This window comes from Ruegeria halocynthiae, assembly GCF_000743705.1.
Taxonomy (GTDB): domain Bacteria; phylum Pseudomonadota; class Alphaproteobacteria; order Rhodobacterales; family Rhodobacteraceae; genus Ruegeria; species Ruegeria halocynthiae_B.
Window position 1 is genome coordinate 91,879 of the sequence record NZ_JQEZ01000007.1, and the last position, 13,428, is coordinate 105,306.

The 13,428-nt window shown below is 55.8% G+C and carries 15 protein-coding genes; 5 read left to right on the top strand and 10 right to left on the bottom strand.

Annotation, left to right across the window (positions count from 1 at the left end; genetic code table 11):
* Positions 1-7: 7 nt before the first annotated feature.
* Positions 8-976 carry a 5-dehydro-2-deoxygluconokinase gene (gene iolC, locus JT51_RS19825; RefSeq protein WP_037317121.1) on the bottom strand — a complete coding sequence of 323 codons (969 nt, stop codon included), beginning with the start codon at positions 974-976 and terminating at the stop codon, positions 8-10.
* Positions 977-1,100: 124 nt separating this feature from the next.
* On the opposite strand from iolC, the gene JT51_RS19830 reads away from it, so the two are divergent.
* Both JT51_RS19830 and JT51_RS19835 read left to right on the top strand, forming a co-directional pair.
* Entirely contained in the window at positions 1,101-2,204 is a 1,104-nt protein-coding gene (locus tag JT51_RS19830; RefSeq protein WP_037317123.1) for a Gfo/Idh/MocA family protein, read from the top strand.
* A gap of 36 nt (positions 2,205-2,240) precedes the next feature.
* A complete protein-coding gene (locus JT51_RS19835; protein WP_037317125.1) occupies positions 2,241-3,374 on the top strand; it encodes a Gfo/Idh/MocA family protein in 1,134 nt (377 codons plus the stop codon).
* Here JT51_RS19835 and JT51_RS19840 read toward each other — a convergent pair whose 3' ends face one another.
* On the bottom strand, positions 3,375-4,373 hold the full coding sequence (locus JT51_RS19840; RefSeq protein ID WP_037317127.1) for a LacI family DNA-binding transcriptional regulator: 999 nt from the start codon (positions 4,371-4,373) through the stop codon (positions 3,375-3,377). It abuts the gene before it with no gap.
* Positions 4,374-4,605: 232 nt separating this feature from the next.
* Here JT51_RS19840 and JT51_RS19845 point away from each other — a divergent pair, with 232 nt between their 5' ends.
* Positions 4,606-5,916, top strand: a complete 1,311-nt coding sequence (locus tag JT51_RS19845; RefSeq protein WP_037317282.1) for a serine hydrolase domain-containing protein — start codon at positions 4,606-4,608, stop codon at positions 5,914-5,916.
* Between the two features lie 84 nt (positions 5,917-6,000).
* Here JT51_RS19845 and JT51_RS19850 read toward each other — a convergent pair whose 3' ends face one another.
* A complete protein-coding gene (locus tag JT51_RS19850; protein WP_037317129.1) occupies positions 6,001-6,942 on the bottom strand; it encodes a GlxA family transcriptional regulator in 942 nt (313 codons plus the stop codon).
* Positions 6,943-7,040: 98 nt separating this feature from the next.
* On the opposite strand from JT51_RS19850, the gene JT51_RS19855 reads away from it, so the two are divergent.
* Together JT51_RS19855 and JT51_RS19860 are read left to right on the top strand one after the other, a co-directional pair.
* On the top strand, positions 7,041-7,592 hold the full coding sequence (locus tag JT51_RS19855) for a cysteine hydrolase family protein (protein ID WP_037317131.1): 552 nt from the start codon (positions 7,041-7,043) through the stop codon (positions 7,590-7,592).
* A 25-nt stretch (positions 7,593-7,617) separates the two neighbouring features.
* Complete coding sequence (locus JT51_RS19860; RefSeq protein WP_037317134.1) at positions 7,618-8,262, top strand: glutathione S-transferase family protein; 645 nt, start codon at positions 7,618-7,620, stop codon at positions 8,260-8,262.
* A gap of 65 nt (positions 8,263-8,327) precedes the next feature.
* Here the strand turns inward: JT51_RS19860 and JT51_RS19865 are convergent, their stop codons facing one another.
* From JT51_RS19865 to JT51_RS19900, 7 genes are all read right to left on the bottom strand, one after another.
* Entirely contained in the window at positions 8,328-9,056 is a 729-nt protein-coding gene (locus JT51_RS19865; RefSeq protein WP_152563396.1) for a hypothetical protein, read from the bottom strand.
* The gene (locus JT51_RS19870) at positions 9,014-9,391 is read right to left on the bottom strand and encodes a DUF6471 domain-containing protein (RefSeq protein WP_152563397.1); all 378 of its coding nucleotides are present in this window, start codon (positions 9,389-9,391) and stop codon (positions 9,014-9,016) included. The genes JT51_RS19865 and JT51_RS19870 overlap by 43 nt, the downstream gene beginning before the upstream one ends.
* 222 nt (positions 9,392-9,613) lie before the next feature.
* The gene (locus tag JT51_RS19880; protein WP_037317139.1) at positions 9,614-10,621 is read right to left on the bottom strand and encodes a tyrosine-type recombinase/integrase; all 1,008 of its coding nucleotides are present in this window, start codon (positions 10,619-10,621) and stop codon (positions 9,614-9,616) included.
* A gap of 284 nt (positions 10,622-10,905) precedes the next feature.
* Positions 10,906-11,814: a hypothetical protein gene (locus JT51_RS21320; RefSeq protein WP_051927658.1), complete on the bottom strand. Its 909-nt coding sequence runs from the start codon at positions 11,812-11,814 to the stop codon at positions 10,906-10,908.
* Between the two features lie 81 nt (positions 11,815-11,895).
* Entirely contained in the window at positions 11,896-12,624 is a 729-nt protein-coding gene (locus JT51_RS19890) for a hypothetical protein (protein WP_152563398.1), read from the bottom strand.
* Between the two features lie 113 nt (positions 12,625-12,737).
* Complete coding sequence (locus JT51_RS19895) at positions 12,738-13,088, bottom strand: hypothetical protein (RefSeq protein ID WP_152563399.1); 351 nt, start codon at positions 13,086-13,088, stop codon at positions 12,738-12,740.
* Positions 13,089-13,218: 130 nt separating this feature from the next.
* Positions 13,219-13,425, bottom strand: a complete 207-nt coding sequence (locus tag JT51_RS19900) for a hypothetical protein (RefSeq protein ID WP_037317148.1) — start codon at positions 13,423-13,425, stop codon at positions 13,219-13,221.
* Positions 13,426-13,428: the final 3 nt, after the last annotated feature.

The window sequence follows — 13,428 nt, forward strand, 5'->3', positions numbered from 1 at the left end:
GATACTCCTACGGGGTCGGGCTGGGATGATCGGTAAGGAACGCGTCCAACTCGGATGTGGTGGGCATGGCAGGCGCGCAGCCGGGTTGGGACACCACGATCGAAGCACAGGCAGAGCCGCGCATGACTGCGTCTTTCAAAGAATGCCCCGCCGCGACCGAGGCCAGCAGCCCGGCCATGAAACTGTCGCCCGCGCCATTGGGTTTGACGGCGGTGACCGGATAGATGCCTGTGTGAATCTCTTGCCCGTCGGTCAGGGTGATCGCGCCTTTTTCACCCATCTTGTAGATGACGATACGGCCGGGTTTTTCGGCCAGCTCTCTGGCCTTGGCAAAACCTTTTTCGATGCCACCGGCCATAAAGCCGAACTCTTCATCATTGCCAACGATCAGGTCACATGCGTCACCCGCGCGCGACAGCACGTCGGCGGCCACCTGCGCGGAGGGCCAGCTATAGGGGCGATAGTCGATGTCGAAGATCACCGGCAACTCGGCCTTGCGGGCGTTGTCGAAGGCCCGGAACGTGGCGCTGCGGGACGGTTCGGCGGCAAATACAGTCCCGGCCGAGATCAGTGCGGTGAATGCGTCATAGTCGACCCTGTCCATATCCTCTTCAGTGACCTGAAAATCGACAGCGCCGTTGCGATAGATGACGTTCTGGAAATCCTCGGCCCGGCTTTCGTAGACCGCCAGCGACATGCGATATTCACCGCCCACCACGCGAATATGCGAGGTATCGACGCCGTAGTGGCGCAGCCGGTTCACGCAAAAGCGGCCAATCGCATCGTCCGAGACCGAGGTGACCAAGGCCGCCTGACTGCCCAGTTTGACCAGACCCGCGCAGATATTCGCGGACGATCCGCCCAGATCGGCGTGAAACGTATCGGCGTCCTCGCTTTTGACGCCAACCGGGTCTGCGTACAGGTCCATGCCAGCCCGCCCCAGAACGGCGAAACGGTTTCCTTTGATACCGTCCATCAAAGCGCTCACGTCATGTCCTCCGGCAAAATGGGGTCGGCAAAGTTTGGACCTTGCGTTGAATCGATTCACACGATACTGATTTTGCAACCGGTTGCAAATGATATGTTCGGAGCCGTGGCAGATGCCTGAAATCGGAATTGGAATCATAGGTGGCGGCTATATGGGCAAAGCTCATTCCGTTGCCATGTCGGCGGTGGGGGCGGTGTTCAACACAGCGCTGCGCCCGCGTCTTGAGATGATATGCGCCTCGAATCCGGACAGCGCGGAACGGTATAGGGCCGCCTATGGTTTCCACCGCGCGACCGGCGATTGGCGTGTGCTGGTCAACGACCCGAAGGTCGAGGCCATCGTCATCGCCTCGCCCCAGACAACGCATCGACAGATCGCCGAGGCGGGTTTTGCGCTGGGCAAGCCGGTGCTGTGCGAAAAGCCGTTGGGCGCGTCGCTTGAGGACGGTCAGGCGATGGTCGACGCGGCCGAGGCCGCCGGGGTGACCAATATGGTTGGGTTCAACTATATCCGCACACCGGCAACCCAATTTGCGCGGCAGTTGATTGCCAATGGCGATATCGGGGATATCACCTGGTTCCGGGGCGAACATACCGAGGATTTCTATGCCGACCCTCAGGCCCCGGCCACGTGGCGCACCACGGGGATGGCAAACGGCACAATCGGCGATCTTGCCCCGCATATGGTCAATGGTGCGCTTGCTTTGATCGGGTCGATCACCGCAGTCATGGCCGAAGTGGAAACTGTTCATCACACCCGTCCCGGTGGCACGGTGACCAATGATGACCATGCCCAGATCATGTGCCGGTTCGCGAATGGCGCGATGGGCAATATCTATGTCAGCCGCATCGCGACCGGACGCAAGATGGGCTACGCCTATGAGATTTCGGGCACCAAGGGCGCGATCCGGTTCGATCAGGAAGATCAGAACGCCCTGTGGTTCTATCGCCACGACGGCCCCGAAGCGCAGCGTGGCTTCACCAAAATCCTGACCGGCCCGGCCCACCCGGATTATGAACCGTTCTGTCAGGGCCCGGGGCATGGCACCGGCTATCAGGACCAGATCATCATCGAGGCCAAGGATTTCCTGCAGGCCATCCATACCGGCAAAGCGATCTGGCCCACCTTCCGCGATGGGCATGAGGTCAACCGCGTGCTGGCCGCCGCATTGGCCTCGTCCGACCAGCGGCAATGGCAGGACATCAGCGATTTCTGATCGTTTAACGACAAATTCTGAAGAGAGACAAAGACCATGGCAAAGCTGAAATGGGGCATGATTGGCGGTGGTGAAGGCAGCCAGATCGGACCCGCCCACCGTCTGGGGGCGCAGGCGGACGGGAAGTTCGAATTCGCCGCAGGCGCGCTGGATCACCGCCCCGAGGTGGGGCGGGATTACGCGCAGCGGTTGGGCGTTGCCGCTGACCGTGCCTATGGCAACTGGCAGGACATGCTGGCCGGTGAAAAGGATCGCGATGACCGGATTGATCTGGTGACAATTGCCACCCCGAACGCCACCCATTTCGAGATATCCAAGGCGTTTCTTGAGGCCGGGTTCAACGTGCTGTGCGAAAAGCCGATGACCATGACCGTGGAAGAGGGCGAGGAGATCGTGCGCGTGGCCGAAGCCTCGGGTCGGATATGCGCGGTGAACTATTGCTATTCGGCCTATCCGATGGTGCGGCAGGCGCGGGCCATGGTGCGGGCGGGGGATATCGGCAAGGTGCGGCTGGTGGTGACCAATTTCAGCCACGGCCACCACGGCGACGCCACCGATGCCGACAACCCGCGTGTGCGCTGGCGTTATGATCCGGCGATGGCGGGTGTGTCCGGCCAGTTCGCCGATTGCGGCATTCACGCGCTGCACATGGCCAGTTTCATCTGTGACGATGAGGTCAAAACTCTGTCCGCCGACATGGCCTCGACCATTTCAAGTCGCGAGCTGGAGGATGACGCCATGGTCAACTTCCGGATGGAGGGTGGCACGGTTGGCCGTCTTTGGACCTCATCCATTGCCATCGGGCGGCAGCACGGATTCGACATTCAGGTCTTTGGCGAAACCGGCGGTCTGTGCTGGGCGTCCGAGCAGCCCAATCAACTGATCTATACCCCGGTTGGCGGGCGCACGCAGATCGTCGAGAAAGGTGAAGGCGGGCTGCATGACGAGGTTCAGCGCCTGTCGCGCGTTGCCATCGCTCACCCCGAGGGCTTTCCGCTGGCTGTGGCCAATATCTATTGCGATCTGGCCGATGCGATCCGGGGCGAAATCCGTGACGGGCTGCCGGGTGCATCGGATGGTGTCCGGTCGATTGCCGCAGTACATGCCGCCGTGGCGTCGGGTAAAGAGGACGGCGCCTGGAAAGACGCGCGCCCGCCCATGTTCCGCTGATCAGAGGCGGGGCCGCAATGTGCCCCGCTCAATCACCCGGCACGGGAATATTCGCGCTTCGGGATAGCGCGTGGGATCTTTCAGCATTTCTTCCACCAGATCGACGGATGAGGTAATGATCTGCTTGATCGGCTGATGGATCGTGGTCAGGTTTACGCTTTCCCAGCGCGACATTTCCATGTCGTTCAGACCAATGATCCCGATATCCTTGCCCGGTTTCAACCCGTTGTCAGACAGTGACGAAAGCGCGCCAATCGACAGGATATCATCGCCGCAGAAATAGCCATCGGCCGGGGTTCCCTTCAGCAGGCGCAGCATTTCGGCGCGCCCGGCCTCGAAGGAATAATTGTCTGCGAATGAGTGGGACACTTCCAGGTCGGAATGATTCTCGACCTCTTCCATAAAGCCGCGATACCGGTCCATGGCCGAGGTGGCATTTTTGGGGCCGCCCAAATACCCGACACGCTTATACCCGCGGGCCAGCAATTCCCGGGCGGCCATGCGCCCGCATTCGACGTTGTCGATCCCCACAACGTGAACCTCGGGCGATGTGGCTGAACGCCCGAAGGTATGCACCACCGGCACGCCCGCGTCATGGAACGCTTTGGCAAAGCTGGGCGGCAGGGTTGATGAGGCGACGATGGCGGCATCCACCGAATATTGCCGCAGCATCCGCACCGAATTGGCGGGCTCGGTCTCGTCGGTCAAGTTGACGATAAGCGGTCGCAATCCCCGTTCCTGCAACGCGCGGGTGAACTGGTCGAAAACCTCAAGGAAAATCGGGTTGTGAAAGTTGTTGGAAATCAGCCCGATCAATTTCGTCCGCCCGGTCGTCAGGGACGAGGCCAGCGCATTGGGACTGTAGCCCAATTCCTGCGCCGCTTTTTCAACCTTGCTGCGGGTTTTGGCGGATACGGACGCGCCTTCGGTAAAAGTCCGCGACACGGCCGAGCGTGACACACCGGCCAGCGCGGCGACGTCTTTCAGTGTGACACTCATGATCGGGACCCGGGGTTTTGGATGAGGTTGGTACAGGATTTCATGGGGATGATATTATGCACCGCCGCACAAAACTTGCAATCGGTTGCAAGGGTACCTGCCGGATGACGCAGGGTTCAGGACGTTTGGGCATATGCTGGGCGGCTTGACCTGCCGCAATAGTCTGGTTGAAATGAACAAGTCGGTTCAACCACTGATTTTCCTTCGTTCCACAGACAGCAAGGACATTCGCATGAAGCACTTTCAAAGCACAATCCTATCGTTCAGCATAGCAATCTGCGCCCTTGTCCATCCGGCGCTTGGGCAGGAGGGCGTCATGCAGGGTGTTCCTGCCAGTGCGGACAGTCAGGTCACGCTGATGAACCAGGCGATTGCGCCTTATTCCCGCTGGGGTTTCCGCAACATGAGCGTTCAGTCGTCGGTGATGGTGCCCAGGGGCGGGCCAATCGTAGACATACCCTATGGCGATCCGATCGACATCGAGCCGCTTGAATTCGAACATGACGGCAAACGGATGACCGTGCTCGACGCGCTGGAGGCCGAGAACACCGACGGGTTTATCGTCATCAAGAACGGTAAGATCGTGTACGAGCGGTATTTCGGCGGCTTTCAGGCAAACAGCCACCATCTGTGGGCCTCGTCGACCAAATCGTTGATCTCGATGGCGGCGGGGATTCTGATGGCCGATGGCAGGCTGGACCCACAAGAAAAGATCAAGGTGTACATACCGGAATTGGCCGATGGTGCCTTTGCAGATTTGACCGTTCAGCAGGTCATGAACATGGTCAGCGCCCTAAACTATTCCGAAGATTATGCCGACCTGCGCCCCGGGACGGTCCATTATGAGTACTTCCGCCGACTGGGTCTTACCCCGGCTTTTGATCTGATGCAGGTCGACCCGCAGACCGACAGCACGCCCCGCAGCACGTTGGAGTTCCTGCCGCAGTTCGAAGGAAACCCGGATCTGGAGCCGAGTTATGTCTTCGAATACCACTCGCCCAATGTGGATGTGATCGGCTGGCTTATCGCGCGGATCAGTGGCATGCCCCTGAACGAGTTCGTGTCCGAAAACATCTGGTCGAAAATCGGGGCCGAACACGACGCTTATTTCACCACCGATGTCGGGTTTGTTCCGATTGCGACCGGGGGGTTCAATACCACGCTGCGCGACTTTGCCCGGTTTGGGCTTGCCGTTCTGGACGGAGGCACGTTTAACGGTGTCCGCGTCTTCCCCGAGGAATACACCTTAAGTATTCAGGCCGCCACGGACGAAGAAATCACCTTTACCGATCGCTCGGCCTATAAGGGCGAGGGGTCAGCCAGCTACGACGCGTTGCTGCAGGCATATCGAAATTTCTGGTGGATTCACGATCGCGCCAAGGGCGTGTTCACAGCGCGGGGCGTTTACGGGCAGGTGTTGTATGTTGACCGCACCAGCAACACCGTCATCGCCACATTCTCTAGCGCGCCGACCGCTTCCAACGCGCAACGGCCAGAAAATCACGCCAAGATGGCGGCCATGAAGCTGATATCCGAGATGTAAGCCTAAGTTGAAAACCGGGGTGGTAACGGGCTGAAGACCGTGGCGTCAGCTGCGGTCGATTGAACCGGCGTCGGATCAAAGGGTTTACTTCACGGCCGGAGAGAACCGCTTGCGGTATTCGCCCGGCGACAGGCCGACGATTTTGTGAAACATGCGGCGAAACGCCGAGATATCCAGATAGCCAACTTCGTGCGCAATGGTGTCAATGCTGGCCTGTGACAGCTCCAGCCGCTCGCGCGCTTTGGCGATGCGCAATTGCTGCACATACTCTGACGGGCTAAACCCGGTGGCGGCCTGAAACCGCCGCCCGAAAGTGCGCAGTTCAAGCTGCGCGGCCTCTGCAAGCTCCCGCACGGACACCGTATGGGCATAGCGGGATTGCACCCAGTGTTGGGCCCGCAGGATCGCCGTGTCACCATGGGCAAGGTTGGGCGAAAACGAGCTGTAAAAGCTCTGCGCGCGTTCGCCCGGGTCGATCAGAAAGAACCGCGCCACCTTGAGCATCAGGGCAGGGCCCATGAACCGCGCGATCAGCCGCAGACCCAGATCGGTCCAGGCCATCAACCCGCCTGCGGTGATCACATCGCCATCATCGACCACCAGACGATCCGCCTGAAGGTGAACGGCCGGAAACCGGTTGGCGAACTCCGGGGCCAGCGCCCAATGTGTCGTGGCCTGCCGACCGTCCAAAAGGCCCGAGGCCGCCAGGGGAAAGGCCCCGGCACAGATCGAACAGATCAGCGCCCCCTGCCTGTGGTGGTGCTGTACCCAGGCGACCAGTTGCCGCTCGGTCGCGCCCTCAACCCTTTGCCCCAACGCGGGGGGCAGGATCAGCGCGCGCAGGGCGCTGCCGTGCGCCGGGAAATTACTGATGGTTTCGGTTTCCATCGGGCTGATCTGCGTGGCCTGATCTTGTTGAAAGCGGTTGGCGACAGCAAACAGGTCCTGCAAGCCATATATGGCGGCGCTTTGTGATCCGGGATAGGCCGCAAGGCCGACCCTGATGGGGTTGGTTCCGGTTTTCATTTGTCCGATCTAGCGCGTTTTATGTCCGATGCGCCAATCAAGAAAGGGCGAGCCATGCGCTAAATAACCAACTGAGACAGCCAGCAACGGAGACCAAGATGGCCAAATCCGCATTGATCCTGATCGACATCCAAAAGGACTACTTCCCCGGCGGGAAATGGGAGCTGCACCAGATCGAGCAGACCGCAGCCAACGCTGCCCGCATTCTGGGGCAGGCCCGCACGGCGGATCAGATGATCGTTCACGTGCATCACGAGTTTCAGATCGAAAACCCGCCCTTCTTTGAAGCGGGCACACCGGGGGCGGAATTTCACCCTTCTGTCCAGCCGCAAGAGGGCGAGCACAAGGTGCTCAAGCATTATGTGAACGCGTTTCGCGACACCAATCTGCAATCACTGCTGGAACAGAACGGTGTGACAGATGTGACCATCGTCGGGGATATGAGCCACATGTGTATCGACGCGGCCGCCAGAAATGCCGCCGATATCGGGCTGAATGTCACCGTCGTTGAAGATGCCTGCTCATCCCGCGATCTCGAATTCAACGGTGATGTCATCGCAGCGGAACAAGTGCACAAAGCGTATATGTCCGCGCTGTCTTTTGCCTATGCCAAAGTTGTGACAACCACCGATTATCTGGCTTCGGTATAACTCTAGTGAACTTTCGGAACTCAAAATGACGACACTTTATCACGCACCGCTGACATGCTCGCTGGCCGCACGGTTTGCCGCTGCCGAGGGCGACGTGGATCTGAATATCGCCCCGCTGAACCTTGCCACCAAGGAGCTTGCGGCGGGCGGTTCGCTCTATGATGTTAATCCTTTGGGGCAGGTCTCGGTTCTGGCTCTGCCCGACGGGACCAAATTGACCGAGACATCGACGGTAATCGCGTGGATTCAGGCGCAGTCGGCGAATGCCGATTTCCGTATTGATCCGGACAGCCCCCTGTATTTCCAGATGCTGCGCTGGCTGGCGTTCTGCGCAACCGAGTTGCACAAGGGCCTGTTCCGTGTCGTGTTCTATCAGGAAGCCACCGACGAGGTGAAAGAGCGCGTGCGCGGGCTGATGCCGTCGCGGTTTCATGTGCTGGAAGACCAATTGAACGGGCAGGAGTTTTTGCTTGGCGACCGGTTTTCGGCAGCAGATGCATATCTGACATGGTTCTTCGTGCTGTCGGGTCACGCGCAAGTGGATCATGCGAGTTACCCCAACATCGAAGCCTATCGTCAGCGCGTTTTGGCACGCCCTGCGATTCAGGCACTGATTCACAGCGATATGCAGTTGGATCAGGAGTTGAAACAGAACCTGTTTGCAGCCTGAGGGTTTCGCAGCGCTGCGAGCGCAGTAACTAATGGGTCAAGAAGAGGAGGGCCATGCCTGGCCATCTACGATAGTTGCCATGGCCCATTGGCGTTGTCGATCTTGGACATACTTTTGGCAGAAATTCCAGTGACACGAGTGCCTATTGTAGCTTCCCCGGTCGGGGCAATGCCGCCGTGAACATCGACAATCTTAGCCCATGCCAAAACTTGCCTGCCAGATTTCACATAAGCCACCCCGTTGAATACAATATCTCTAGCAGGTGTTTTGCCAACATTTTGGAACGACAAGTCAATTTGCAGATCATGGGACAACAAAAACGTACAAATCCCAGTGTCGCTGGAAGATTGAAAACAAATGTATGCTCGAAGTTGATCTTGCAAGAGCCTCTCAGTTACACTTACGCTGTCTCTGGCGGACCTATTAGCTTGGCGAGTAAGCCAGAGCGTATAGAGCAAAAGAACAGTGCCGATCCCGACAAACACTGTAGACCAGAGAGCGTACTTGGCCATGTCTTGGGTGGCCCGGTTCATTACGTGTGTCGCAGTGTTCATTCCCTCTTGGGCTATAAGATCACGTATCTCCCGCTGGTTGGCTTCTTCTTCCTTTTGCTTGCGTGCATTGGTGACACCCTCATCCTCAACAATTTCCACGGGAATGCGTATTGGAAACTCATAAACTTTATTTGGGTTGTTTCGGCTGTGATGATCGGCATCTCCTGCTTTCTCATCGGCTTGCCCTAATGATGCGCTCAATCCAAATGCAACTGCGACGATCCAATAGCGTTTAAACATGCCAACATAAACGCCGCTGAAAACGTCCCTCGGGACAGCTTATTGGCGACGTTTACCTCCTTCTCACTGATTCCAATATCGGCCAATCTTTCAACAAGTTGAGCGTAAGTCTCTCCCTTACGTTTCAACTCTGACTTGAGCAGGTTTTCCAAAGCCTTCACCTTACGCCAGTCCAACCCCGCAAAAAGCGCCTCAAACTGGGCATGGTTCAGCGCCATCGCACCGTCCCGAATGGCGGGCCAGGTGAAACTCGTATCTTCCAGCCGCTTAAGCGGCCCGATCAACGCTGACCAAGCGAAACCTGTGTGCTCAATTGATGGAGGGGTTTTGCTCAACTGAGGGAGTGGTAACGCCTGTTAGTTCACAAGAGGGAGGGTTAGTGCCTGTGTGTTCATAAGAAGAAGGGTTAATGCCATTTCCAAATGTGTGCGGGACAGAAAGCCAGCCACGGGACAGCCAAAAGGCACGGGGAGCAGTGTTGTCGCTTGACAAGGAGTAGGGTGGTCAAAACTGATGCATCGAGAGACTACGACCACCCTGCACAGCATCACGCCGATTTAGGCATGTTCGACGGCTGCCAACTTTGCCACGATGTCATCGGTCTGCAGGTGGGTGTAACGCATCAGCATCCGCAAATCCCGATGTCCGCTGATCATTTGGACCTGCGCCAACGATAAACCGCTTTCCACAAAGCGGGACACCGCCTCATGCCGAATATCGTGAAATGTAAAGTTTTCCACGCCTGCTCGTTTTCTGAGACGTTCAAAGGCCAATCGCACAGAGTTACCAGACAGGGGCAAACAACGGTCGTTCCCGCGTGGCAGGTCCATCAAAACGGTAACGGCATTCGGGCTGAGAGGAACTGTACGGGCGCGACCGTTTTTGGTTTGGGGCAAGAACACTGTTCGACGCTCAAGGTCTACATGCTTCCATTGCATTGATAATAATTCCCCTCGGCGCATCCCAGTCGCCAAAGCCAGCGTCAGCAACGGCTTCATTAATGGAGACCGAGCTTGGTTCACAGCACCCAACAAAGCCTGCCATTCTCCGTGCTGCAATCGTCTCTCGCGGCGGTTGTCGATCTTGGGTCGCCGGATAGGCTTGACTGGGTTCCCCCGTGGCAGGTTCTGCCCCCAATCCTCGCAGGCGACATCAAGGGCGTGCTGCAACCAACCCAGTTCCCTCACCACAGTCGCCGCCTTCATGGATTTAATGCGCTGGTCACGATAGTGGGCAAAGTCAGCGGATCGTAACTTGCCGACCTTCCTGTTGGCTAACTTGGAGCATTTACGCAGGAACCCGTTGATTGCATAACTTTCATTGTCCGCGCACCGTTTCTCGCTCGTGATGTAATCTCGGTATTTTCGCAACACTTCACCAAGTGTCATCTCGGATGCGTTCACACTGAGGTCTGGGGTTAGCAATCCCCTGTCGGCGCTCAACTCCGTCTCACGAGCCCACTTCGTCGCATCAGCACGCTTTAGAAATGACTTGGATCGGGATTGCCCGTCCTTCCGAACCGTCGCCTGCCACTTTCCACTAGGCCGTTTTACGATTGTTGCCATGGCCCATATCTCCTGTGTTGGAGACATCTTTTCTGTCTAAGTGCAGCGGAGGCGCAGCGGACACAGTTTCATGCGCAGCACAGCAAAAGGTGCTAGTCGCGTAAGACCTTGATACATTGTGTGGAAAGGATGGTGGGTGATGAGAGACTCGAACTCCCACCGAATCGTTTAAAATCAATGACTTAGGTGTAGTTTTGTAACCGTGTAACCGGCCCTAGTATGGACTGGATGACGTTGCGTCAAGCTATGTCTGATGCAGTTTGTGGTCTCTCAAACCAATGATGTTACTCAATACAAGTTTCGAATAGATGGCTGCCGAAATCTGTTGGCTGAAAATTGCATTCCGGCTTCCCGGTAAACGCATTCTGAAAGATTATTTCTGGATAGTCTCTCAGCCCAAAGAGTTCTCCAATACGGTCTGAAACTTTGCAGAATTCTTCTGCAATTTTGTCCGTATCGACTTCTGTTAGGCTGGGTCTGGCGAAACCAATGTTCGTCTTCTCAAATGCCGATCCCCATATACTGGTCGAGCGTTGGGCGTCCGATGGGGCAATACACTGAAGCCGCACGAGGTTAGCGGTCGAGAGATCAATTTCATATCTTTTGAGAGGTTCGATTTCATCCAGTATCTCTGAAATCTCCGCCTGAAAAATTTTGACGCGTTCAGAATAGAGATCTTCATCTTTACCCACCAAGATGCCGTCATCGTGAAACGATTGATCAAAACGCCTCTGGCATAGCCAATATTGGTTGACGAGATTAAATACCTTGGCATCAATTCCCGAGAACTGTTCAAGCACCGGGTAAATTGCTTTATTCAAGTCAGAGTTCTTCATGTCTAGGCTGGACGCCAACAGCTTTGCCCACATATCCTGAACACTTGGTTCTTCTTCTTTGGAGGCACCCTCAAAGATACGGTAGATGTCACCCATAGGTAGAGCTTTGGCGTCTTCAAGAGATATCCCTTTCTCTTTCAGAAACTCAGCGGTCCGGGCCGTGGTGTGGATCAAGTTTCGAGTTCGCCATTCTCTTATGCGATCACCTATTAAGCCCCCAAAGACATTGCCAGCAACATCAAGCGCACCATCGCTTGCGCCGCCGAACAGCTTTGAAATTACTTGACCGGCAGCTTTATCAATCGCATCTCCGGGTAGGTTTACGTTGATAACGTTGTTGTTCTTGTTTTCTGTCATGGGTTGTTTCTTGGTCTGTGTCTGACTTTTGATTGTTGTTGATCTGACCCAAGCAGGGCCAAACTAAACTGCTACTCTCAATTACTTTGGTAGAATGTCGATGAGAAAAGCCGCTTTGTCTTTTGCTATCTCAACAGCTCCGCTCGCCTTATCCACCCAATAGACTGCATTCACAGAGCGGTTGGCGAGGTTAACCAAATCTTTCCAAAACGGGCGGGTGTCAGCGGCGGTTTTTGGTGCGTTAATAACGATGGCGCCAACCAATCCATTTAGCTCGTCAGCAATACCATCAGTGCCGTAGAAGTATACCTTGTCCAACATCGATATGATCTGCGTGACGCGGCTAAACAATGCATCCCTAATAGAGTCCGGGAAGTCTTGTTCTGCAATTTTCTCGCGGATATCTCTGAATTCTTGCGCGAGTTCTTCCGCCTCTGGAAATGTGCTGACACGAGTGATATGGCCGGACATTGCCATATGTAAATGAGTGAGGTTTAGGAGGTGATTAGGATGAAGAAAGTTGCCTTTTGCGCCGCGTATGTCCATTCCGAGGTGGGCGTAGTTCGATAGACCGCTAAAGTTGGCAAACCATTGATGGGCTTGTTTTTTCTCAGTGGCCCCAAATGGAATCTGTTCGATATCTGCTTCAACATCACGTGATAGCTTAACGATGTATGTTGCTGCCTCGATTTCGGCATCCTTTTCAGTAAATCCCAGTTCCTTGGCAAGAGCCTCAAGAAACTTGGTCTGATCCGGCGCTCTTGATGTTGAAACGAGAATTTGATGCAGTGCTTGTGCGGAAGTGAACAATAGAGAATCCCTTTGAAATATCGCTTGTAACTTGAAACCAGAATGTCTCAAGAACAACAAGAACCCGCCAGCTTGCACCGGCGGGTTCGTCAAATTCAGAGTTGCTTTTGTCGCTATGCCGCGACACCGCTGCGGACTTCCGCGATCAAGTCTTGCGCGGTTTTCCAGATTGCATCTTTGGGCCGGTTGACCGTTACCTGGACTGCATCAGCTTTTGACAAATGCTGGGCCACGATAGGGCCAACCAGCGTGTCCGCGAAGATTTCAATCTGCGAATACTTAGAACGATCAAACTGACAATCCGGAAGATCGATTGACGGGACTTTCCATTCATCGTGTCGGGGGTTCCCGTGCATCTCATGCAGGAAGCTATTGAACTCTCTCCAGCTCATATTGAGCGTCAAGGTGCTGCCTTCGCTGGGCAGAGTTGCCCCATTCGTTGAAGTCGCGTATTCTGTTGCCATAAATGGCTCCTTTGATGTTGTCATTTACATGAATGTGACGCGGTCCGGTCGCCAAACTGATCCGCGTCACAACTACCTTATAGCACAATTTCGATGGGAAGTTCGTAGGAAAATTAGGGCCGAATCGGTCCTATGCCGCCTCCGCGATCTGAGCGTCATCCAGCACCGACACAGGCCAGATGTTTCCGATCTCGCCCAGAGCCGAAACAACTTCGGTCTCAGGGTCAGTGCCGCACTCTTCGAACGGCTCAGATACTAGCTTTTCCAGCTTGGATTTCAGTGCGTGGTAAATGTGATCCGGCAGATAGATTTCTTGTGTATTTGTGGGGGCCTGCACGAA